Here is a 21,648-nt window from a genome sequence, read left to right on the forward strand (position 1 = left end):
TCGTGTACGGCGGTTCAACGACTGAGTGTGGTGATGGTGACCGTCAACGAGTTGTACGAGCAGACGCTGCAGGAGCGCGGCTACAAGAGCGACCCTGCGCAGTTGCGTGCGGTGCAGGCGCTGCAGCGTTGTTATGACGAATGGGTCGACTACAAGGCGCGTCGCTCGAACGCGTTGACCAAGCTGCTGCGGCGTCCGCCGCTGCCGCGTGGCGTCTACATGTTCGGTGGTGTCGGCCGCGGCAAGAGCTTCCTGATGGACTGCTTTTTTCACGCCGTGCCGGTGCAGCGCAAGACACGGCTGCACTTCCATGAGTTCATGCGCGAGGTGCACCGCGAGCTGGCCGACCTGAAGGGCCAGCCGAACCCGCTCGACGAACTGGGGCGCCGGATCGCGCGGCGCCACCGGCTGATCTGCTTCGATGAGTTCCACGTCGCCGACGTCACCGACGCGATGATCCTGCACCGCTTGCTCGAATCGCTGTTCGAGCACCGCGTCAGCATCATCACCACCTCCAACTTCCACCCCGACGGGCTCTATCCCAACGGCCTGCACCGCGACCGCATCCTGCCGGCCATCGAGCTGCTGAAAGAGAAGCTGGAGATCATCAACGTCGACAACGGCACCGACTACCGGCGCCGCACGCTCGAGCACGTGCAGCTTTACCACACGCCGCTCGGGCCGCCCGCCGATGCGGCGATGCAGCAGGCGTTCGAGGAACTGGCCGAGCGGCGCGACGAAGACCCGCTGCTGCACATCGAACACCGCGAGATCCGTGCGCGCCGGCGCGCCGGTGGTGTGGTCTGGTTCGACTTCCAGGCGCTGTGTGGCGGCCCGCGGTCGCAGAACGACTACCTCGAGCTGGCGACCCAGTTCCACACGCTGCTGTTGTCCAACGTGCCGCGCATGCCGCCCCGGCTGGCGTCCGAGGCCCGACGCTTCACCTGGCTGGTCGACGTGCTGTACGACCGTCGGGTCAAGCTGATCTTGTCGGCCGAGGTGCCGGCGGAGCAGTTGTACACGGAGGGGCCGCTGGCGCACGAGTTCCCGCGCACCGTGTCGCGCTTGAACGAGATGCAGTCGGCGGAGTTCCTGTCTTTGGAGCACCGCGAGGTGGACACAAGGCTGACCTGAGGCACCAGAGGCAGCGCCCGACATCGCGGTGCCTGCCTTGCGGTGAAAACAGGCCGGCTTGCCGCGGGTCCGCGTGACAGAGGGGCCGGAGGGCAGCCTTGCGTGGCATCCGCCAACCCGTCACGGCCGGTCGCCCTTGGCCGGCTCCCTCCCGGATCGTCGCCCCCCTCCTGAACGGCCTCGACAACCAGCGGCAAACGGCAGTAACGTGACGCGTGTCACGCTGCCGGGCCTGGCCCTGCGCTGTGCCCGTGCGGCGCCCCGCACACGGGCCGCGTCCTCGGGTACAACGGACTGTGCGCAGCGCGACCGCGAGGTCCGTGCACAAACGCTGCGGGGTCCGGCCATGAGACTGCTCGACGAACACATCCTCAATGCCACGGCGCTGGTGGTCGATGCCAACCCGACCTCGCGCAGCATCTTGGCGGGCATGCTGCGCGACTTCGGGGTGCCCCGGGTCACGCAGACCAGCCGGGCCACGGAAGCGCGCAAGGCGCTGGAGTTCCGCCACTTCGACATCGTGCTGTGCGAGTACCACTTTCCCGACGAGCCGATGACCGGGCAGGACCTGCTGGACGATTTGCGGTTGGCGCATTTGCTCCCGCTGTCCACCGTGGTGGTGATGATCTCCAGTGAAGCCGGGTACGCGCATGTGGCCGAGGCCGCCGAGGCGGCGCTCGACGCCTACCTGATCAAACCGCACACCGAGCAGGCCCTGCGCGAGCGCCTGGTGCAGGCGCGTCAGCGCAAACGCTCGCTGCGGGACATCATCGCCTGCGTGGAAAGCGGCGACTTCCTGGGCGGTGCCGAGCTGTGTCAGGCCCGCTTCGACACTCACGGGCCGAACTGGGTGCATGCGGCCCGCATCGGCGGTGAGCTGTGGCTGCGGCTCGGCAAGCCGCACGCGGCGCAGAAGATGTTCGAGGCCATCCTCAAGATCCGTGCGCTGCCGTGGGCACGGCTCGGCGTGGCGCGCACCGAGTACGAAGCCGGGCGCGCTTTCCAGGCGCGCCGCACGCTGGAAAGCCTGCTGGGCGAGCAGCCCGGTTACGCCGATGCCTATGACGTGATGGGCCGGGTATTGCTCGACCAGGGCGAGCCAGACCAGGCCATCGACTCGCTGCGCCGCGCCTGCGGTCTGACCCCCGGATCAGTGGCCCGGCTGGTGAAGCTCGGTCTGCTGGCCTTCTACTATGGAAAGCCGAGCGAAGCTATCGACGCGCTTCAGAAGGCCAGCCGGCTGGGCGTGCAGTCGAAGGTGTTCGACTTGCAGGGACTGGTGCTGCTCGGCACGCTGCAGCACGACGCGGGTGACGCACGAGGATTGGCACGTTCGGTCGAAAGCATGCTGCAGGCTCGCGAGCAGGCGCCCGACAGTCCGCGGCTGCGACGGTTCCAGCTGGTGCTCGGTGTGCTGATGCATCTGTTGCACCGCAAGGTCGGCGACGCGCTGACCGACACGCGGCGGTTGTTGGCCGAAGTGCGTGAGCCCGACTTCGAGTTCGAAGCCGCCTGCAATCTGCTGATGTTGCTGTCCCGACTGCACTTGCAGGAGGTGCGCTTGGAAGACGCGCCGTCTCACGTCGGCGTCGTCGCACGGCGCTTTGCGGTGTCGCGGACCACGGCAGAACTGTTGGGACGAACGGTGCGGGGGCAGCCCGAGTTCGAGCAGGCGTTGCAAGCGGGCTACGCCGGCATCACGGCGGCAGCCGAGGAAGCGGTGTCGCACACGGTGGAAGGCTCGCCGCGGGAGGCGGTGCTTGCCTTGCTCGGCCATGCGCAGCAAACGCTCAACGCAAAGCTGATCGACCTGGCCAGCCACACCATCGAGCGGCACCGCGGGTCGATCGAGGAGGTCGCCACGCTGGCGGCCCAAGTGCAAGAGCTGCACGACCGCTACCGCAGCTACGGCACGCAGGTGCATCTGACCCGTGCGGAAGACCCGCGCACGATGGCGTCTGCTGCCCGGAGCCGCTAGGACGAACGGCTGCAGCGTGCGGCGCTTCGTGCCCGGATTTGTCTTCGTGTTGCAAGACCTGCCGGCGCTTGCCGCGCCGCAGGGGGCGAAAGGGGCAGGGCTCTGGGCCCGCTCGCAGGCCCTGCTCAGCTCAGCGGCTCGACCCGCACCACGGCGAGCGACAGGTTGTCGCCGCCCCCACGGGCCCGCTGACGCGCCTTGCTCACCAGCATCTCGCTCGCCTCGCGCGGCGGCAAGGTGTGGACGATGGCGCCCAACTCGCGCGGCGTGAAGTAGTGCCACAAGCCGTCGCTGCAGGCCAGCAAGGTGTCGCCCACTTCCAGGCGGGCGATGTGGTGCAGCGTCACCGGCGGGTCCTGGAAGGTACCCAGGCAGCCGGTCAGGAGGTTGGACTGCGGGTGTACGTTGGCTTCGTCTTCGGTGAGCTGGCCTTCCTCGACCAGGCGCTGCACATAGGAATGGTCGGTGGTGCGGCTCACCATGTCGGCGCCACGGAAGTGGTAGACGCGCGAATCGCCGGCGTGGATCACCGCGCACTCGCGGTTGGGGTTGACCAAAAAGGCCGCCACCGTGCTGTGAGGCTCTTCTTCCGCGGTGATCGCGGTCAACTTGATCATCAAATGCGATTCGAGCACCAGCTGCTTGAGCGTTTCCTGGGCGTCGTCGCTGGACGGCGCGTAGCGCTCAAACAACTGCCGGGCGGTCAAAATGACTTGATCGGAGGCTTTGCGACCCCCGCTTTTGCCCCCCATGCCGTCCGCCACCACCCCCATCAAACAGCCGCTGACGCGCGGGTGGGCGAGGATTTCCACCTGATCCTGCTGGTAGGCGCGGTCGCCTCGGTGGATGCCGGTGGCGGCGGTGAGGCGGTAACCTTTGGGTGGAGAGCTCATAAGCGGCCGTAGGAAAACAGTGAAAACTATAATCGACGCCGCTCGAACCCCACTCGAGTACTGACACCGATGGCCCCATGCAACAAAACCTGCACTCGCCTCAGCGTCGCCTGATCGAGCTGCGCATGGAGCACGCCGATCTCGATTGCCTGATCGACCAGACCGACGGCCAGCGTCCGATGGACGAATTCACCCTGCGCCGGCTGAAGAAGCGGCGTTTGCTGCTGCGTGACCAGATCACGCGCCTGGAGGCGCAGCTGAACCCACAAGAGCCGGCATGACGGACCCGTCGCCGAAGGTCAGCCGGCGGCCCGCCGGCCTGACCGCCGCGGGCCGGTGCCGCGCGTGTCCCAAGGAGGCCTGATGGAGGGTAATCACGAGCCGATGCCGGACGACGGCGCCCTGGTGAAGGCCGTCCTGCAGGCGTTTGCGCCCGAGGGCGCGCTGGCGCAGGCCGACCCCGGCTATCTGGAGCGGGCGCCGCAGACGGAGCTGGCGCGCGAGATCGCCCGCGCGATCGAGGCGCGCCGCCCGATCGTGGCCGAGGCCGGCACCGGGGTCGGCAAGACCTTCGCCTACCTGGTGCCAGCGCTGCTCGGCGAGGGCCGGGTGCTGGTCAGCACCGCCACCAAGAGCCTGCAGGACCAGCTGTTCCTGCGGGACCTGCCGCATGTGCGCGACGCGCTGCAGGTGCCCGTGCAGCTTGCGCTGCTGAAGGGGCGGGGCAGCTATCTGTGTTTGCACCGGCTCGAGTTGGCGCGGCGCTCGGCCGCGCTGCCGGACCGTTGGGCAGTGCGCACCTTGGCCAAGATCGAGCAGTGGTCGCAGGCCACGCGCAGCGGCGACCTGGCCGAGCTGGACGGCCTGGACGACCGCTCGCCGGTGATCCCGCTGGTGACGTCCACGCGCGACAACTGCCTCGGCTCGGAATGCCCCAGCTACCGCAGCTGCCACGTCATGAAGGCGCGTCGCGACGCTTTGGCGGCCGATGTGGTGGTGGTCAACCACCATCTGTTCTTCGCCGACCTGGCCTTGCGCGAAACCGGCGTTGCCGAGCTGCTGCCCAGCGTCGACGCGGTGATCTTCGACGAGGCGCACCAGCTGGCCGAAGCCGGGGTGCAGTTCCTGGGCAACACGCTGGCCACCGGCCAGGTGCTCGATTTCACGCGCGACCTGCTGGCTGCCGGCCTGCAACATGCGCGTGGCCTGGCGCCCTGGGCCGAGGTGGCGGGCGGCTGCGACCGCGCGGCGCGCGACCTGCGGCTGGCGGCGGCCGGGGCGCTGCGCGAGGTGCGGGGTATCGTCAAGCTGCGCTGGCAGGAGCGCGCCGGGCGCCCGGAGTTCCAACAGGCGCTGCAGGGCCTGGGCGAGAGCGCCCGGGCGGCGGTGCAAGCCTTGAAGACGGTCAGCGAGATCGCGCCCGACTTCCCGAAGCTGCAGGAACGCGCCGAACAGCTCGCGCGCAAGACCGGCACCTTTGCGGCCGACGCGGCGCTGGGCCGGGTGCGCTGGATCGACGTCGGGCCTCAACAGGCGCGTTTGGTCGAGTCACCGCTGGACATCCGCGACGCGATGCGCGAGCAGCTGGCCGGCGCGCCCAAGGCCTGGGTGTTCACGTCGGCCACGCTGGGCGAGGACGAGCGCCTGCGCTGGTTCACCGAGCCGACCGGGCTCGACGAGGCCCAGACGCTGCGCGTCGGCAGTCCCTTCGACTATGCGCAGCACGCCCGCGTCTACGTGCCCCGGGTGTTCCCGCGACCCAACGAACCCGGCCACCCGGGGGCCGTCGCCCAGCTGGCTGCGCGACTGACCGCCGCACTGGGCGGCCGCACCTTCGTGCTGACCACCACCTTGCGCGCGTTGCAGCACATCGGCGGCGAGCTGCACGATCTGCTGCAGTCGCAGCCGCGCCCGATCCAGGTGTTGGTGCAGGGCACGGCGCCCAAGCGCCAGCTGATGCAGCAGTTCCTCGCCGAGCCCCGCTCGGTGCTGGTCGGCTCGCAGAGCTTCTGGGAAGGCATCGACGTGCCGGGCGAGGCGCTGCAGTGTGTGGTGATCGACAAGCTGCCGTTCCCGCCGCCCAACGACCCGCTGGTGGAAGCGCGCGTGAAGCGGCTCGAAGGTGAGGGCCGCAGCGCCTTCAACGACTATTTCGTGCCCGAGGCCGCCGTCGCGCTCAAGCAGGGCGCCGGGCGTTTGATCCGCACTGAATCCGACCGCGGCCTGCTGGTGGTGTGCGACCCGCGTTTGGTGACGATGGGCTATGGCCGGCGGCTGTTGGCGGCCTTGCCGCCGATGGGCCGGCTGGGCACCGAGGCCGAGGCGCTCGACTGGCTGGCCGAACTGGCCGAGGTGCCCGTGTGACGTGAGGGCTGCCGCTCAGCTCAGGCGGCCGCCACGCTCACCACAGCTTCCACCACGGCTCGTCCTTCTTCGCGACGCCGCCCTTCAAATAACCGCTGTCCGGGAAGCTGGTCTTGAGCACCCGTTCGGCATCGTCGCGCAGTTGGGTCAGACCGAGCCGGTCGTAGCTGCGGCTCATCAGGTACAGCGCCTCTTCGATGGCCGGTGATTGCTGGTAGTCCAGCACCGCCTGCTGCGCCCGGTTGGCAGCCGCCAGGTAGGCACCGCGCCGGTAGTAGTAGCGCGCCACGTGCACCTCGTACGCCGCCAGCGCATTGACGATGTAGTTCATGCGCAGCCGCGCATCCGGGGCGTAGGTCGAGGCCGGAAACTGCTCGACCAGTTGCTTGAACGACTGGAAGGCGTCCTTCGAGGCTTGCTGGTCGCGTTCCGACAGGTCCTGGCGGGCCAGGTTGCCAAACAGGCCCAGGTTGTCGTTGAAGTTGATGATGCCGCGCAGGTACAGCGCGTAGTCGAGCGCCGGGCTGCTCGGGTGCAGCTTGATGAAACGGTCGATGGTGGCGAGGGCCTGGGCCTTCTCGTTGCTGCGGTAGTAGACGTAGGCCAGTTCGAGCTGGGCCTGCTGCGACAGCAAGGTGCCGGCGGCCCGGCCTTCGAGGCGTTCGTAGAACTTGGCGGCGCGTTCGTAGTTGCCGACGGCGGCCTCGTCCTTGGCCTCTGCATACAATTTCTCGGTCGACATGCCGGCCGTCTCGTCCTTCGGTGTCGAAGAACAGCCGGCCACCAGCGTTACGGCCACGACGGCAGCCCCCCAGGCAGCACCTCGAACGGTCTTCTTCGGCATTCCGGGGACGGGCTTCAGTTGAGGCATACCAGCACGCAGGCGACGCAAGCCGCCGATATCAAACCAAGGATCGCGAATTTTATATGCACCGCCTTGCGCACCCCGGGGCCGACGCAACCGAAGGCCCCACCGCCGTGCCGAATGGGCTGGCCGAGCTGGAGGACGAAGCACCGGAGCTGTCCGAGTTCGAGCGGCGCCAGGCCGTCGTCTCGGCCGAGCAGCACGGCCAGCGGCTCGACAAAGTGCTGGTGAGCCTGGCCGGCGAGTTCTCACGCAGCCATCTGCAATCGCTGATCGAGCAGGGCCTGGTCGAGCTCGACGGGCGGCAGGCCACCACCGCGAGCCGCAAGGTGCTGGCGGGCCAGCGGGTGGTCGTCGAGCTGCGGCCGACGCCGCAGAGCCAGGCCTTTCGCCCCGAGTCGATCGCGCTGTCGGTGGTGTTCGAGGACGAACACTTGATGGTGGTCGACAAGCCGGCCGGACTCGTCGTACACCCGGCAGCCGGCAACTGGTCGGGTACGCTGCTGAACGGGCTGCTGGCCCACCATGCCGGTGCCGCCGCGCTGCCGCGCGCCGGCATCGTGCACCGGCTTGACAAGGACACCAGCGGGCTGATGGTGGTCGGCAAGACGCTCGAAGCGGTGACGGCGCTGGTGCGTGCCATCGCGGCGCGCGAAGTGCACCGCGAATACCTCGCGCTGGCGCACGGCGAGGTGCTGCAACCCGAGCGGCTGGCGGTCATCGATGCACCGATCGGGCGCGATCCGCAGACACGCGTGCGGATGGCGGTGGTGCCGGGTGGCAAGACCGCCCGCACCGACGTCGAGGTGCTGGCGCGCGGGCAGGGGTGCACGGCGCTGCGCTGCCGCTTGCACACCGGCCGGACGCACCAGATCCGGGTGCATCTGGCGTCGCGTGGCTTCCCCCTGGTGGCCGATGTCCTCTACGGTGGGCGCGCTGCGCTCGACCTGGAGCGACAGGCCTTGCACGCCGCCCGCCTGGGCCTGACGCATCCTGTTTCCGGGCAGCCGCTGTCGTTCGAAGCACCGCTGCCCGGCGACCTGGCGCAGGCGTGGCAGCGTGTCACCGAGCCGCCGATGTGATGCTCCGAACCGACAAGGGACAAGCCCGCCGTGCGCCGGGCGCCGGCTTGGATACAATGCGCCCCAGGTAAGCACCACCGCCCGCCTGCGGCTTTCGCCCCTCCGGGCCACGCCAGCCAGGCCACGACCCGCCGCCCCACAGTCTCGGCGTCGTTGCTGCGGTCCCCGGAACAGCTTCCATAGACACCCGTATCCAGCGTGCGGCGCTTGTGGCCTGCGGCTGCAAGCGTCACTGCAGCCTGCCGCTCGGACCCGGATGAGGACGACACACGACAAGTCATGAACACACAGGATGCGAAGCGCGTCCTTGAGACAGCGCTGATCTGCGCTCACCAGCCGTTGCCGTTGCGCGAAATGCGCACGCTGTTCAACGACGAGCTGGGGGCCGACACCCTTCGCATGCTGCTCGATGAGCTGACACGCGACTGGGAAGATCGCGGTGTCGAGCTGGTGGCCCTGTCGAATGGCTGGCGCTTCCAGAGCCGGCCCGAAATGCGCGAATACCTCGACCGGCTCAACCCTGAAAAGCCGCCCAAGTACTCACGTGCGACGATGGAGACGCTGGCGATCATCGCCTACCGCCAGCCGGTGACCCGGGGTGACATCGAAGACATCCGAGGTGTCACGGTCAGCAGTCAGATCATCAAGCAACTCGAAGACCGCGGCTGGATCGACGCGATCGGCTACCGCGAAGCGCCCGGTCGTCCGGCCTTGTATGCGACCACCAAGCAGTTTTTGAACGACCTCGGCCTGGCGTCGCTCGACCAATTGCCGGCGCTGCAGGGGGCGACGATGACGCCGGAACTGCTGGCTCAGGGTTTGCCCGAGCAGGCCTCGCTGCTCGACGAGGTCGAAGCCGCTTCGGGCGAGGCAGCACCGGCCGGGGCCGACGAGCACTCGGCGGCACCGCCCGAGACCACGGCAGAGCCGGATGACGTCCTGCCCGCGTCCGCCGACGCCACGTCGGTGCCGTCCATGGCCGCCGAGGCGACCGAGGCAAGTGCGGAAGTGGCGGCCGACGATGGCGAGCCCGTGGTCGAGGTGTCGGACAGGCACGCCGAAGCCGAGGCGGCCGAGCCGCCGGCAGCACCGGAGCCCTCAGGCGACGACGCGCAGCCGAACCTCCACGAGACACTGTCCGCTGGTGCGGACGCGGTGATGCCGACGCCCGACACCGCGAACCCGGCTAACACCGGGGCCATAACCCCTGACCCGGCAGAGGCTGTCGCACCGCTGCCGGCACCTGCCCCCGAGCTCCCGACCGCCGATGCCGGCGGGCCGCGGAGCGACACGGCTTCGCCGGCCACGCCGGCCGAAGCCGACCCGGGTGCTCTCGCACCCGACGCAACCCAGCCCGAGGGCGACACCGCCTCCGAGGACAACCCCGCTTCCAGCGCTATCCCCCCCACTCGCCATGAACTCTGAATCGCAAGATCTGCCGCCCTCGATGCCCGAGGCCGAAGCGCCCGCCGCCCCCGCGGTGCAAGGCGAGGCGGCGGCGGCGCCGGCCGACAAGCCCAAGCGCCGCAGTCCGCGCAAGCCGAAAGCGGCGGAGGCCGCCTCTGAAACGTCGGCTGCAGCCGACGTGACGGGCGCGACCGGCGAGGCGCCGGAGACGGCAGCGCCGGTGCTCGGGATCGACCCGGCCGAAGCGACCCCGGTGCCAGCCAAGAAGGCGCCGCGTCGACGCAAACCGGCGGCTGCTACCGAAGCATCCACCGAGGCCGCCGCCGTGGCCGCACCGGCCGAGGCGGGGGCTGTACGGCAGGAGCCGCCGGCCGCCCCGCCGGTTCAGGCCGAACTCCCGCTGGAGCGGCACGCCGCCGCTGCCGAGGACGCGGGCGAGCCGCGCCATACGCCGGCGAAGGGTGACACGCAGACGGCGGTGGCTGAGGCCGGGGAGGGCGGTGCGCCGGCTGCAGGCGCCGAAGGCTCTGCGCCGACGGAAGATCAGGGCGAGGGCTCGGGGCGGCGCCGGCGCGACCGACGCGGCCGGCGGGGTGAGCGCGGGGAGCGGACGGCAGCCGCACCGGCGAACGAAGCCGGCGCAGGTGACATCGTCGGGGATCAAGCACGTGCGGGGGACGCGCCTGGCGAAGGCCGTGCAGAACGGCGCGGCGAGGGTCGCCCCGAAGGCGGCCGCGGCGGTGAGCGGCGCAACGGCGAGCCCCGCAACGGCGAAGCCCGGGGCGGTGGTCGCGGCGAGCAGCAGGGCAAGCGGGGCCAGGGGCGTGGGCCTGCCGGCCCCGGCCAGGCCGACGCGCGCCAGCGTTTTGCCGAGGTGCTGTCGGGCCAGTTCGACGTCGAGGACGAAGCGGCGCAAGAGGCCGCCAGCAAGCGCGTGCTGCAGCCCGACGCCGATGCGCCGAAGCTGCACAAGGTGCTGGCCCAGGCCGGCATCGGCTCGCGGCGCGACATGGAGCAACTGATCCTCGAAGGCCGCATCTCGGTGAACGGCGAGCCGGCGCACATCGGTCAGCGCATTTCCTTCGGCGATCAGGTGCGCGTCAACGGCAAGCCGATCAAATTCCGCATCGCCCCGCCGCCGCCCCGCGTGCTGGCCTATCACAAGCCGGTGGGCGAGGTGGTGAGCCACGACGACCCGCAGAACCGGCCCACGGTGTTCCGCCGCCTGCCCAAGCTGCCGCAAGGCAAATGGCAGTCGGTCGGGCGACTCGACCTCAACACCGAGGGTCTGTTGCTGTTCACCAGCTCGGGCGAGCTGGCCAACCAGCTGATGCATCCGCGCTTCGGCGTCGAGCGCGAGTACGCGGTGCGCGTGCTCGGCACGTTGAACGAAGAGCAGCGCGCCAAGCTGCTCGAGGGCGTAAAGATCGATGGCCAGCCGGCCAGCTTCAAGTCGATCGAAGACGGCGGCGGCGAGGGTGCCAACCACTGGTACCGTGTTGTCATCACCGAAGGTCGCAACCGCGAGGTGCGCAAGCTGTTCGACGCCGTCGGTCTGACGGTGAGCCGGCTGATTCGCATCCGCTACGGCACGGTCGTGCTGCCGCGTGGGCTCAAGCGTGGCGTCTGGGTCGAGCTCGACGAAACCGACGTGCGCTCGATGAAGCGCCTGGCGGGCGGCGAGACCGTGCGCCCACAGGAGGGCGGTCCGCGCGAGGGGCGCGGCGGCAAGCCCGGTGCCGGCGGCGGCAACAACAAGCAGCGCCAGGAGCGCGGTGGCCGCCCCGGTGGCAAAGACCGGCCGGCCGCCACGCCGCGCATCACCGGTCCCGATCCGCTGGAGCAGACCTACGACAAGCGCTTCGCCCAGTCGACCAAGGCGAAGCAGGGGCAGCCGCGTCAGCCTGACCCGATGCAGACGACCGTGGGCTATATCGGCGCCGACGCCTTCTACCGCAAGACCCATGGCAACAAGGGCGGCGGCCGTGGGGGCGGTGGCGGTGCCAACCGGGGTTTCGGCGGTGGCGGCGGCGGACCTAAGCGAGGTGGTGGCGGCGGCGGCGGCGGTGGCGGTGGCCGCGGCGGCCGCGGTCGCTGAAGCAGGGCGCGTGCAGCCGCTGCAAGCCGGCCGTACCGACGCCGCGACACAGCGCGCTCGAAGGCCTTGCCCCTGGGCGGAAAAAGCGCACGGGCAGGGGAAAACCCAGGGTTCGAGCGCTACAATTCAAAGCTTTGCCAAGTACTTGATTCAGGAGAATTTTCATGGCGGTCGAACGCACTCTGTCGATCATCAAACCCGACGCTGTGGCCAAGAATGTGATTGGCCAGATCTATGCGCGCTTCGAAGGCGCGGGTCTGAAGATCGTCGCGGCCAAGATGGCGCATCTGTCCCGCGGTGAGGCCGAGCAGTTCTATGCCGTCCACAAGGCCCGGCCCTTCTTCAAGGACCTGGTCGACTTCATGGTGTCGGGCCCGGTCATGATCCAGGTGCTCGAAGGTGAAGGCGCCATCGCCAAGAACCGCGAGCTGATGGGCGCCACCGATCCGAAGAAGGCCGACAAAGGCACCATCCGCGCCGATTTCGCCGACAGCATCGACGCCAATGCCGTGCACGGCTCCGACGCTCCCGAAACCGCCGCGGCCGAAGTGGCCTTCTTCTTCCCCGGCATGAACGTCTACAGCCGCTGAAGCAGGCTGTGGCGGCGCCGTCCCGCCTGCCTTGCAACGGGCGGGCGGCGCATGCGACGAAGGAGTGATGAACATGGCGGCCAACCTGCTGGATCACGATCTCGACGGACTGGCCGCATTTTGCGAACAGCTGGGTGAGAAGCGCTTTCGCGCGACCCAGTTGTTCCGGTGGATCCACCAGAAGGGCGCGTCGGACTTCTCCCAGATGTCCGACCTGGCCAAGTCCTTGCGCGAGAAACTCGCCGGCAAGGCCGAGATCCGCCCGCTGCCCATCCTGACCGAGCAGGCCTCGAACGACGGCACCATCAAGTGGCTGTTCGACGTCGGCGCCGGCGATGCGGTCGAGGCGGTTTTCATTCCGGAAGACGACCGGGGCACGCTGTGCGTATCGTCGCAGGCGGGCTGCGCGGTCGGCTGCCGTTTCTGTTCCACCGGCCACCAGGGCTTCAGCCGCAATCTCACCACCGGCGAGATCCTGGCCCAGCTCTGGTATGCCGAACACCACCTGCGCCAGCGCCTGAAGCTGGCGCCGGGCGAACGCGCCATCACCAACGTCGTGATGATGGGCATGGGCGAGCCGCTGCAAAACTACTCGGCGCTGGTGCCCGCACTGCGCGTGATGCTCGACGACCACGGCTATGGCCTGTCGCGGCGACGGGTGACGGTGTCGACCTCTGGCGTGGTGCCGATGATGGACCGCTTGATGGCGGACTGTCCGGTGGCGCTGGCCGTGTCGCTGCACGCGCCCAACGACGTCCTGCGCGATGAACTGGTGCCGTTGAACCGCAAGTACCCGATCGCCGAACTGCTCGACGCCTGCCGGCGCTATTTGACCGCGGCGCCGCGCGATTTCATCACCTTCGAGTACTGCATGCTCGACGGTGTCAACGACAGCGAGGCCCAGGCCCGCGAGCTGGTGGCGTTGCTGCGCGCCAAGGTGTCGTGCAAGCTGAATTTGATCCCGTTCAACCCCTTCCCGGCGTCCGGGCTCAAGTGTTCGCCGCGCGCGCAGGTGCAGGCGTTCGCCAAGGTGCTGCAGGACGCTGGTATCGTCACGACGGTCCGCAAGACGCGCGGCGATGACATCGACGCCGCCTGCGGGCAATTGGCCGGCGAGGTGCAGGATCGCACCAACGTGCAGCAGCGCCTCACCCGGCAACCCATCCGCATCCACAAGCCCGGCACCAGCCGGCAGGAGACAAGATGACCATGTTGGGGCGATGCGCATGGCCTTGGGCATCGGCGCTGGGCGTGCTGCTCGGCATCGGGCTGGTGGCCGGTTGCGCCAACCAGCCGCTTCCGGGCGGCTCGCGCGATATCGTGACCGCCTCTGACGAGACCGACGCGCAGAAGCGGGCGCGCATCCGCCTCGAGCTGGCGTCGGCCTATTACGCCCAAGGGCAGGCGACCACCGCGCTCGACGAGCTGAAGCAGGCCCTGCAGGCCGACCCCAACATGCCGCAGGCGTACAACCTGCGCGGCCTCGTCTACGCCAGCATGAACGAAGACCAGTTGGCCGAGGAAAGCTTCAGGCGCGCCTTGCAACTGAACCCTCGCGACAGCGACGTGATGCACAACTACGGCTGGTTCTTGTGCCAGCGCGGGCGCGCCCGTGATGCCGATGCGCAGTTCGACGCGGCGGTGGCGCAGCCGCAATACCGCGAGGCGACCAAAAGCCTGTTGGCCAAAGGCGTGTGCCAGGCCCGCGCGGGGGACCTGGCGGGCGCAGAGCAGACGTTGACACGCTCTTACGAACGCGACCCTGGCAACCCGGCGACGTCCGTCAACCTCGCCAACGTGTTGTTCCAGCGGCGCGAATACGAGCGCGCTCGCTTCTATATTCGACGGGTCAACAACGTGCCGCAACTCGCCAATTCCGAAACGCTTTGGCTGGCGGCTCGCATCGAACACAAGCTCGGCAATACGACGGGAGCAATGGAATACGGCAACCAATTGAAGCAGCGTTACCCCCAGTCGCGCGAGGCGGCGGCGTTTGAACGGAGGCGCTTCGATGACTGAGCCTGATCGGACCTCCGCCACCGGCGGGCAGAGCGCCGGCGAGATGCTGAAGGCGGCTCGCCTGGCCAATGGCATCCACATCGCAGCCCTCGCGGCCTCGATCAAGGTGTCGGTGCAAAAGCTCGAAGCGCTCGAGGCGGACCGCCACGAGGAATTGCCCGACCCCACCTTCGCACGCGCGCTGGCCCAGGCCGTCTGCCGCTTCTTGAAGGTGGATCCGGTGCCGGTGCTGGCCAAGTTGCCGACACCGGGCACGCCGTCCCGGCTGGAACATGTGGCGATGGGCCTGAACCAGCCCTTCCGCGATGGCGACTCGCGCCGTCGCGAGGGTTTCAAGCCCGCGGCCTTGCTGCGCCCGGCGTTCTTGCTGCCCCTCTTGCTGGTGGTGGCGGCGATCGTGCTGTGGCTGCTGCCGCAGGGCCTGCTGCGGCTGCCCGGCGTCGACACGACCACCGCCGACACGACGGCCGGGGTCGATGGCGCGTCGACCCCCGGCACCACGACGGTGACGGTGCCCGTCATGCCGCCCGGCGAAGGTGCGGCCTCCGAGACGGTTCATTCCGCCCCGCTGGTGGTCGACCCCGGTGCTTCGGCCCCGGCGTCGGCGCCCGATCCGGGTGTGCCCTTGGTCTCGGCATCGCAGGCGCTGGTGAACGTGCCGTCTACCGCACCGGTGGTGGTCAACGTCACGTCCGACAGCTGGGTCGATGCGCGCGACGCAGCCGGCAAGGTGCTGGTGTCGCGCCTGGCGCGCAAGGGCGAGATCCTGACGCTGGACGGAACCTTCCCGATGCGTGTGCGACTCGGCAATGCACGCGGCGTTGAGCTGACGGTGCGGGGTGCGCCTTTCGACATCGGCCCCCATGCGCGAGACAACGTCGCCACCCTTCAGATCAAGTAGGCACCGCCACAGGTGTTGACCATGCAAGACGCCCTTTCCGACGCCCCTGACTGTTTCACCGTGGCTGCGGCGCCTGCAGCGCGCCGTTCGCGGCAGTGCCGCGTCGCGTGGGGCGACCATGTCGTGACGGTGGGCGGTGACGCGCCGGTGCGGGTGCAGTCGATGACGAACACCGACACGGCCGACGCGATCGAGACGGCCATCCAGGTCAAGGAGCTGGCGCTGGCGGGCTCGGAGATGGTGCGCATCACCGTCAACACGCCGGAGGCAGCGCAGGCGGTGCCGGCGATCCGCGAGCAGCTCGACCGCATGGGCATCATGGTGCCGCTGATCGGCGACTTCCATTACAACGGCCACAAGCTGCTGACCGAGCACCCGGCCTGCGCCGAGGCCTTGTCGAAATACCGCATCAACCCGGGCAACGTCGGCAAGGGTGACAAGCGCGACAAGCAGTTCGCGCAGATGGTCGAGGCGGCGGCCCGCTACGGCAAGGCGGTGCGCATCGGCGTCAACTGGGGCAGCCTCGACCAGGAACTGCTGGCGGCGCTGATGGACGAGAACGCCCGCCGTGCCCGCCCCTGGGACGCCAAACAAGTGATGTACCAGGCCCTGGTGACGTCGGCGATCGAGTCGGCCCGGCGCGCCGAGGCGCTCGGCCTGCACGGCGACCAGATCACGCTGTCGTGCAAGGTCAGCGGTGTGCAGGACCTGATCTCGGTCTACCGCGCACTCGCGGCACGCTGCGACTACTCGCTGCACCTGGGCCTGACCGAAGCCGGCATGGGCACCAAAGGTACGGTGGCCTCGGCCGCGGCGCTGTCGGTGCTGCTGCAAGAGGGCATCGGCGACACCATCCGCGTCTCGCTCACGCCCCAGCCGGGCGAGGCCCGCACCCAGGAAGTGGTGGTGGCGATGGAGATCCTGCAGGCCCTGGGGCTGCGCGCCTTCGTCCCGAGCGTGACCGCCTGCCCCGGCTGCGGGCGCACCACCAGCACCGTGTTCCAGGAACTGGCCAAGCAGATCGACGACTACCTGCGGGCGCAGATGCCGGTCTGGAAGGCGCGCTTCCCGGGCGTCGAGACGATGAAAGTCGCCGTGATGGGCTGCATCGTCAACGGTCCTGGCGAGAGCAAGCATGCCGATATCGGCATCAGCCTGCCGGGCACCGGCGAAGCCCCGGCGGCGCCGGTCTTCATCGACGGCGAAAAGGCGCTCACGCTGCGCGGCGACACCATCGCGCAAGAATTCCAGAAGATCGTCGAGGACTACATCGAACGCCGTTACGGCGTCGGTGCCGAGACGGCAGCCTGAGCGCCGCGCGCGCTCGCCTTGCGTGGCGGCACCGGGTGCCGCACGGCAAGGGCCAAAAACCTCATGAAAACGACATGGCAGAACAACTCAAGGCCGAGCTGAAGGCCGTCAAGGGCATGAACGACATCCTGCCGCCGGATTCGGCGCGGTGGGAGTGGTTCGAGGACAAGGTGCGCGCGCTGATGGCCCGCTACGGCTACCTCAACCTGCGCACGCCCATTGTCGAGCCGACGACCTTGTTCGTGCGCGGCCTCGGCGAGGTGACCGACATCGTCGAGAAAGAGATGTACTCCTTCGAGGACGCGATGAACGGCGACAAGCTGACGCTGCGCCCCGAGAACACCGCGGGTGTGGTGCGCGCCGTGGCCGAACACTCCTTGCTGTACGACGGCGGCAAGCGCATCTACTACATGGGCCCCATGTTCCGGCACGAAAAGCCGCAACGCGGGCGCTACCGCCAGTTCCACCAAGTCGGCGCCGAGGCCCTCGGGTTCGCCGGCCCCGATGTCGACGCTGAACTGATCCTGATGTGCCGCGCACTGTGGCAAGACCTCGGCTTGACCGACGTGCGCCTGGAGCTCAACAGCCTGGGCCAGCCGGACGAGCGCCGCGCGCACCGGGACGCCCTGATCGCCTACTTCGAGCAGCACCGCGACCAGCTCGACGCCGACGCGCAGCGTCGCTTGCACAGCAACCCGCTGCGCATCCTCGACACCAAGAATCCGGCAATGCAAGCGCTGGTCGAGGCGGCGCCGCGGCTGATGGACTTTCTTGGCGAGGCGTCGCTGGCGCACTTCGACGCGGTGCGTGCGGTGCTCGATGCCAACGGGCTCGCCTACCGTATCAACCCGCGCCTGGTGCGCGGCATGGACTATTACAACCTGACGGTGTTCGAGTGGGTCACCGACCGGCTCGGTTCGCAAGGCACCGTCTGTGGCGGCGGCCGCTACGACTACCTGATCGAGCAGGTGGGTGGCAAGGCCGCGCCGGCGGTGGGCTGGGCGCTGGGCGTCGAGCGGGTGCTCGAACTGCTCAAGGAACTGGGCGCCGCGCCGGCGGCGCCGGTGCCCGACGCCTATGCCGTGGTGCCCGACCGGGAGTCGCTCGGCGTCGTGATGCGCACGCTCGAAGCCTTGCGCGCCGCCGGTGTTTCGGTGCTGATGCACGGCGGCGGCAAGGACGGGCAGGGCAGCATGAAGAGCCAGTTCAAGCGCGCCGACGCGAGCGGTGCCCGCTACGCGCTGGTGTTCGGCACTGACGAGCTGGCGCAAGGCATGGTGGCAGTCAAGCCCTTGCGCGACGCCACGGCAACGCAGACGTTGCGCCCCCTTGCGGACGTCTCGGCGTGGGCCGCACAGTTGCTCGACGCATAATCGCGCTTTTGGCCGCGCTGCGGCCGAAGCACTTCCATCTGCACCTGGATCGCCCGCATGGCCACCCATCTCGACTTCGAAGAACAAGAACAGCTTGAACAGTTCAAGCACTTCTGGAAGCAGTACGGCAACCTGATCACCTGGGTCTTGATCCTGGTGCTCGGTGGCTTCGCGGCCTGGAACGGCTGGAACTACTGGCAGCGCGACCAGGCCATCAAGGCCTCGGCGCTGTTCGACCAGCTCGACCAGGCGGCCCAGGCCGGCGACGCCGACAAGGTCCAGCGCGCCTTCGACGACATCAAGGAGCGTCACCCGCGCACCGTCTATGCCCAGCAGTCCGGGCTGCTGGCCGCGAAGACGCTACAGGAGAAGGGCAAGACCGACGCCGCGAAGGCAGCGCTGACCTGGGTCGCCGACAACGCCGGTGAAGACGAATACCGCGCCATCGCCCGGCTGCGCCTGGCCGCGCTGCTGATCGACCAGAAGGCCTACGACGACGCGCTCAAGCTCGTGAACAGCTCGATGCCCGAAGAGTTCGCGGCGCTGGCGGCCGACCGCCGCGGTGACGTGTTGCTCGCGCAGGGCAAGAAGGCCGAAGCCCAGGCCGAATACGAAAAAGCCTACAAGACGATGCCCGAGTCGCTCGACTACCGCCGGCTCGTCGAGGCCAAGCTGACGTCGCTCGGCGCTGCGCCCGCCCCGGACGCTGCGGCCTCCGCCGCACCTTGAGGACCGCATCGATGCGTTTGCGCTTCGAGATGATGAAACGCCTGGGGGCCGCCACGCTGCTGGCGGCCTTGCTGTCCGCCTGTTCGAGCGGCCCCGACAAACCCAAGCCGACGCCGCTGGAGATGCCGGCGCCGGCCGTGGTGCGCCTTCAGCCCCTATGGAACCAGCGCATCGGCGACGTCCGGATGCCGCTGCGCCCGGCGGTCAGCGCAGAGGTGGTGACGCTGGCTTCGAGCGACGGCACGGTGGTGGCCATGCAACTCGAGTCGGGCCGCGAGCTGTGGCGTGCGCAGCTGTCGACCCCGCTGAGTGTGGGGGTCGGCAGCGATGGGCGCTTTGCCGCTGTCGTCACGCGCGGCAATGAACTGGTCGTTCTCGAGGCCGGCAAGGTGCTCTGGCGCCAGCCCTTGAAGACGCGTGTCTACACGGCGCCCCTGGTGGCCGGCGAGCGGGTATTCGTCTATGCCGCCGACCGCTCCGTGTTGGCCTTCGACGCCGCCACCGGCGGTCGCCTGTGGACGCAACAGCGGCCGGGTGACCCGTTGATGCTGTCGCAGCCGGGTGTGCTGCTGGCGGTGCGCGACACCCTGGTGGTGGGGCAGGGGCCGCGTTTGGCCGGCCTCGATCCGCTGCGCGGCACGGTGCGCTGGGAAGTGCCGATCGCGACGCCGCGTGGCACCAACGAGGTGGAGCGGCTCGCCGACCTGGTCGGCCCGGCGGGTCGCAGTGCCGATGTGGTCTGCGCACGCGCCTTCCAGTCGGCCGTCGGCTGCGCCGATGCGCTGGGCGGCCAACTGCTCTGGTCGAAGACGTCCAGCGGTGCGGTGGGGGTGGCGACCGACGGGCGCCAGGCGTATGGCGTCGACGGCACGGACCGTGTCACCGCCTACACCCAAGGCAACGGCGACGTCGTCTGGACCTCCGAGCGCCTGCGTTTCCGGGGCCTGACGGCGCCGGTTGTGTCGGGCCGCAGTGTGATCGTCGGCGATGCCGAAGGTTATGTTCATCTGCTCGCCGTCGGTGACGGCGTCCTCCAGGGGCGCGTGGCAACCGACGGTTCGGCTATTGTTGGCGGCCCCGTGGTCGCAGGGTCCACTGTGCTCGTGGTCAGCCGCAACGGCGGCGTGTTTGCTTTCCGCGCCCCTTGAAGCCGGCAGCAGTGTCTCTTACATGGTGCGCATGAAACCCGTGATCGCCCTGGTCGGCCGGCCCAATGTCGGCAAGTCGACCTTGTTCAACCGCATGACGAAGTCGCGCGACGCGATCGTGGCCGACTTTGCCGGCCTGACCCGCGACCGCCATTACGGCGACGGTCGCCTGGGCGATCGCGAGTTCATCGTCATCGACACCGGCGGTTTCGAGCCCGACTCGTCGAGCGGCATCGTCAAGGAAATGGCCAAGCAGACCCGCCAGGCGGTCGCCGAGGCGGACGCCGTGGTGTTCGTGGTCGACGTGCGCGGCGGCCTCTCCGCGCAGGACCACGACATCGCGCGCTACCTGCGCTCGGTGAACAAGCGCGTGATCCTGGCGGTCAACAAGGCCGAGGGCATGCAGGAGTCACCGCTGCTGGCCGAGTTCTATGAGCTCGGCATCGGCGAGCCGGTGCCCATTTCGGCCGCGCACGGGCAGGGCATCCGCAGCCTGACCGAGATGGCGCTCGAACCCTTCGAATTCGAAGAAGACGAAGCGCCGGGCGACGACGACCAGGAAGGCCTGGTGGTCAAGCTCGCGGTCGCCGGCCGGCCCAACGTTGGCAAGTCGACGTTGATCAACACCTGGCTCGGTGAAGAGCGGTTGATCGCCTTCGACATGCCGGGCACCACCCGCGACGCCATCAGCGTGCCCTTTGAGCGGCATGGCCAGCGTTTCGAGCTGATCGACACCGCCGGCTTGCGCCGCAAGGGCAAGGTGTTCGAGGCGATCGAGAAGTTTTCGGTGGTCAAGACGCTGCAGGCGATCTCGGAAGCCAATGTCGTCGTGCTGCTGCTCGACGCCACCCAGGGCGTGACCGACCAGGATGCCCACATCGCCGGATACATCCTCGACAGCGGCCGCGCGGTGGTGATCGCACTCAACAAATGGGACGCGGTCGACGACTACCAGCGCGAAATGCTGCAGCGCTCGATCGAGCAGCGTTTGGCTTTTTTGAAGTTCGCCCCGATGCTTTACATCTCGGCGCTCAAACGCCAGGGGCTGGGCCCGCTTTGGAAGGCCATCGCCGACGCCCACGCCTCGGCGTTCAAGAAGATGTCAACGCCCGTGCTCACGCGCTTGCTGCACGACGCGGTGCAGCACCAGGCGCCCAAACGGGCTGGCATGTTCCGACCGAAACTGCGCTACGCTCACCAGGGCGGCATGAATCCGCCGCTGATCGTGATCCACGGCAATTCCCTCGAGCATGTGACAGATGCGTACAAGCGCTTCCTCGAAGGCCGTTTCCGGGAACACTTCAAATTGGTAGGAACCCCCTTGCGCATTGAGATGCGATCGTCTCGCAACCCCTTCATAGACAAGGATTCGTAAGGATATGGCGGGAGGGGGATAGCCCTGTGTTAACGTCCGGGTTCCAAAACTTTCAACACGGAGCATATCGTGAGTAATAAAGGGCAGCTTCTACAAGACCCCTTTCTGAACCTGCTGCGCAAAGAACATGTGCCGGTGTCGATCTATCTCGTCAACGGCATCAAGCTGCAGGGCCACATCGAGTCTTTTGATCAGTATGTGGTGCTTTTGCGCAATACCGTGACCCAGATGGTCTACAAGCACGCCATCTCCACGGTGGTTCCCGGCCGCGCGGTGAACTTCCACGCCGGCGAGTCGGCCGAGTCCAACTGAAGTGCATGAGGGCCCGGCAACGGGCCCCATGTGGACCTTCGGCGGCGCACTTTCGGCAACGGCAACGAC

The 21,648-nt window shown here is 68.4% G+C and carries 19 protein-coding genes; 17 read left to right on the top strand and 2 right to left on the bottom strand.

The features are described from left to right. Window positions 1-33 precede the first annotated feature (33 nt). Both zapE and AAW51_RS11375 read left to right on the top strand, forming a co-directional pair. A complete protein-coding gene (zapE, locus tag AAW51_RS11370; RefSeq protein ID WP_157359798.1) occupies window positions 34-1,134 on the top strand; it encodes a cell division protein ZapE in 1,101 nt (366 codons plus the stop codon). 346 nt (window positions 1,135-1,480) lie between these two features. Then, on the top strand, window positions 1,481-3,112 hold the full coding sequence (locus AAW51_RS11375; RefSeq protein ID WP_047194718.1) for a response regulator: 1,632 nt from the start codon (window positions 1,481-1,483) through the stop codon (window positions 3,110-3,112). Window positions 3,113-3,237: 125 nt separating this feature from the next. On the opposite strand, the gene AAW51_RS11380 is transcribed toward AAW51_RS11375, so the two are convergent. Continuing rightward, window positions 3,238-4,005 (bottom strand): PP2C family protein-serine/threonine phosphatase, encoded by a 768-nt coding sequence (locus AAW51_RS11380; RefSeq protein WP_047194719.1) that lies wholly within the window; start codon window positions 4,003-4,005, stop codon window positions 3,238-3,240. Window positions 4,006-4,082: 77 nt separating this feature from the next. On the opposite strand from AAW51_RS11380, the gene AAW51_RS11385 reads away from it, so the two are divergent. After that, the gene (locus tag AAW51_RS11385; RefSeq protein WP_047194720.1) at window positions 4,083-4,286 is read left to right on the top strand and encodes a DUF465 domain-containing protein; all 204 of its coding nucleotides are present in this window, start codon (window positions 4,083-4,085) and stop codon (window positions 4,284-4,286) included. 82 nt (window positions 4,287-4,368) lie between these two features. Further along, on the top strand, window positions 4,369-6,369 hold the full coding sequence (locus tag AAW51_RS11390) for a DNA repair helicase YoaA (protein ID WP_238947833.1): 2,001 nt from the start codon (window positions 4,369-4,371) through the stop codon (window positions 6,367-6,369). Between the two features lie 37 nt (window positions 6,370-6,406). Here the strand turns inward: AAW51_RS11390 and AAW51_RS11395 are convergent, their stop codons facing one another. Further along, a complete protein-coding gene (locus AAW51_RS11395) occupies window positions 6,407-7,213 on the bottom strand; it encodes an outer membrane protein assembly factor BamD (RefSeq protein WP_047194721.1) in 807 nt (268 codons plus the stop codon). Window positions 7,214-7,296: 83 nt separating this feature from the next. Here AAW51_RS11395 and AAW51_RS11400 point away from each other — a divergent pair, with 83 nt between their 5' ends. The 13 genes from AAW51_RS11400 (at window position 7,297) to hfq (ending at window position 21,579) form a co-directional block, all read left to right on the top strand. Beyond that, window positions 7,297-8,316, top strand: coding sequence for an RluA family pseudouridine synthase (locus tag AAW51_RS11400; RefSeq protein WP_083438227.1), 1,020 nt, complete (start codon window positions 7,297-7,299; stop codon window positions 8,314-8,316). Window positions 8,317-8,595: 279 nt separating this feature from the next. Beyond that, the gene (gene scpB / locus AAW51_RS29090) at window positions 8,596-9,741 is read left to right on the top strand and encodes an SMC-Scp complex subunit ScpB (RefSeq protein WP_083438228.1); all 1,146 of its coding nucleotides are present in this window, start codon (window positions 8,596-8,598) and stop codon (window positions 9,739-9,741) included. Beyond that, the gene (locus AAW51_RS11410; RefSeq protein ID WP_238947834.1) at window positions 9,731-11,821 is read left to right on the top strand and encodes a pseudouridine synthase; all 2,091 of its coding nucleotides are present in this window, start codon (window positions 9,731-9,733) and stop codon (window positions 11,819-11,821) included. The genes scpB and AAW51_RS11410 overlap by 11 nt, the downstream gene beginning before the upstream one ends. 164 nt (window positions 11,822-11,985) lie before the next feature. After that, window positions 11,986-12,411, top strand: a complete 426-nt coding sequence (gene ndk, locus AAW51_RS11415; protein WP_047194722.1) for a nucleoside-diphosphate kinase — start codon at window positions 11,986-11,988, stop codon at window positions 12,409-12,411. A gap of 73 nt (window positions 12,412-12,484) precedes the next feature. Further along, window positions 12,485-13,618, top strand: coding sequence for a dual-specificity RNA methyltransferase RlmN (rlmN, locus tag AAW51_RS11420; protein WP_047197678.1), 1,134 nt, complete (start codon window positions 12,485-12,487; stop codon window positions 13,616-13,618). Continuing rightward, on the top strand, window positions 13,615-14,430 hold the full coding sequence (pilW, locus tag AAW51_RS11425) for a type IV pilus biogenesis/stability protein PilW (protein WP_083438229.1): 816 nt from the start codon (window positions 13,615-13,617) through the stop codon (window positions 14,428-14,430). The genes rlmN and pilW overlap by 4 nt, the downstream gene beginning before the upstream one ends. Further along, entirely contained in the window at window positions 14,423-15,331 is a 909-nt protein-coding gene (locus AAW51_RS11430) for a helix-turn-helix domain-containing protein (protein ID WP_047194723.1), read from the top strand. Before pilW ends, AAW51_RS11430 begins: the two co-directional genes overlap by 8 nt. A gap of 21 nt (window positions 15,332-15,352) precedes the next feature. Next, window positions 15,353-16,642: a flavodoxin-dependent (E)-4-hydroxy-3-methylbut-2-enyl-diphosphate synthase gene (gene ispG, locus AAW51_RS11435; protein WP_047197680.1), complete on the top strand. Its 1,290-nt coding sequence runs from the start codon at window positions 15,353-15,355 to the stop codon at window positions 16,640-16,642. Between the two features lie 74 nt (window positions 16,643-16,716). Continuing rightward, window positions 16,717-18,015 carry a histidine--tRNA ligase gene (hisS, locus tag AAW51_RS11440; protein ID WP_047194724.1) on the top strand — a complete coding sequence of 433 codons (1,299 nt, stop codon included), beginning with the start codon at window positions 16,717-16,719 and terminating at the stop codon, window positions 18,013-18,015. Between the two features lie 57 nt (window positions 18,016-18,072). Continuing rightward, window positions 18,073-18,744, top strand: a complete 672-nt coding sequence (locus AAW51_RS11445) for a YfgM family protein (RefSeq protein WP_047194725.1) — start codon at window positions 18,073-18,075, stop codon at window positions 18,742-18,744. 11 nt (window positions 18,745-18,755) lie between these two features. Next, complete coding sequence (gene bamB, locus AAW51_RS11450) at window positions 18,756-19,892, top strand: outer membrane protein assembly factor BamB (protein WP_238947835.1); 1,137 nt, start codon at window positions 18,756-18,758, stop codon at window positions 19,890-19,892. 31 nt (window positions 19,893-19,923) lie between these two features. After that, window positions 19,924-21,267 (top strand): ribosome biogenesis GTPase Der, encoded by a 1,344-nt coding sequence (gene der, locus AAW51_RS11455; protein ID WP_047197682.1) that lies wholly within the window; start codon window positions 19,924-19,926, stop codon window positions 21,265-21,267. A 69-nt stretch (window positions 21,268-21,336) separates the two neighbouring features. After that, entirely contained in the window at window positions 21,337-21,579 is a 243-nt protein-coding gene (gene hfq, locus AAW51_RS11460; protein WP_047194726.1) for an RNA chaperone Hfq, read from the top strand. Window positions 21,580-21,648 lie beyond the last annotated feature (69 nt).

Source organism: Caldimonas brevitalea (assembly GCF_001017435.1).
Lineage (GTDB): Bacteria > Pseudomonadota > Gammaproteobacteria > Burkholderiales > Burkholderiaceae_C > Caldimonas > Caldimonas brevitalea.

Excerpts from the sequence above, each read along its gene's own strand:
- zapE (WP_157359798.1), top strand. The coding sequence starts at position 34 with ATGGTGACCGTCAACGAGTTGTACGAGCAGACGCTGCAGGAGCGCGGC.
- AAW51_RS11375 (WP_047194718.1), top strand. The coding sequence starts at position 1,481 with ATGAGACTGCTCGACGAACACATCCTCAATGCCACGGCGCTGGTGGTC.
- AAW51_RS11380 (WP_047194719.1), bottom strand. The coding sequence starts at position 4,005 with ATGAGCTCTCCACCCAAAGGTTACCGCCTCACCGCCGCCACCGGCATC.
- AAW51_RS11385 (WP_047194720.1), top strand. The coding sequence starts at position 4,083 with ATGCAACAAAACCTGCACTCGCCTCAGCGTCGCCTGATCGAGCTGCGC.
- AAW51_RS11390 (WP_238947833.1), top strand. The coding sequence starts at position 4,369 with ATGGAGGGTAATCACGAGCCGATGCCGGACGACGGCGCCCTGGTGAAG.
- AAW51_RS11395 (WP_047194721.1), bottom strand. The coding sequence starts at position 7,213 with ATGCCGAAGAAGACCGTTCGAGGTGCTGCCTGGGGGGCTGCCGTCGTG.
- AAW51_RS11400 (WP_083438227.1), top strand. The coding sequence starts at position 7,297 with ATGCACCGCCTTGCGCACCCCGGGGCCGACGCAACCGAAGGCCCCACC.
- scpB (WP_083438228.1), top strand. The coding sequence starts at position 8,596 with ATGAACACACAGGATGCGAAGCGCGTCCTTGAGACAGCGCTGATCTGC.
- AAW51_RS11410 (WP_238947834.1), top strand. The coding sequence starts at position 9,731 with ATGAACTCTGAATCGCAAGATCTGCCGCCCTCGATGCCCGAGGCCGAA.
- ndk (WP_047194722.1), top strand. The coding sequence starts at position 11,986 with ATGGCGGTCGAACGCACTCTGTCGATCATCAAACCCGACGCTGTGGCC.
- rlmN (WP_047197678.1), top strand. The coding sequence starts at position 12,485 with ATGGCGGCCAACCTGCTGGATCACGATCTCGACGGACTGGCCGCATTT.
- pilW (WP_083438229.1), top strand. The coding sequence starts at position 13,615 with ATGACCATGTTGGGGCGATGCGCATGGCCTTGGGCATCGGCGCTGGGC.
- AAW51_RS11430 (WP_047194723.1), top strand. The coding sequence starts at position 14,423 with ATGACTGAGCCTGATCGGACCTCCGCCACCGGCGGGCAGAGCGCCGGC.
- ispG (WP_047197680.1), top strand. The coding sequence starts at position 15,353 with ATGCAAGACGCCCTTTCCGACGCCCCTGACTGTTTCACCGTGGCTGCG.
- hisS (WP_047194724.1), top strand. The coding sequence starts at position 16,717 with ATGGCAGAACAACTCAAGGCCGAGCTGAAGGCCGTCAAGGGCATGAAC.
- AAW51_RS11445 (WP_047194725.1), top strand. The coding sequence starts at position 18,073 with ATGGCCACCCATCTCGACTTCGAAGAACAAGAACAGCTTGAACAGTTC.
- bamB (WP_238947835.1), top strand. The coding sequence starts at position 18,756 with ATGCGTTTGCGCTTCGAGATGATGAAACGCCTGGGGGCCGCCACGCTG.
- der (WP_047197682.1), top strand. The coding sequence starts at position 19,924 with ATGAAACCCGTGATCGCCCTGGTCGGCCGGCCCAATGTCGGCAAGTCG.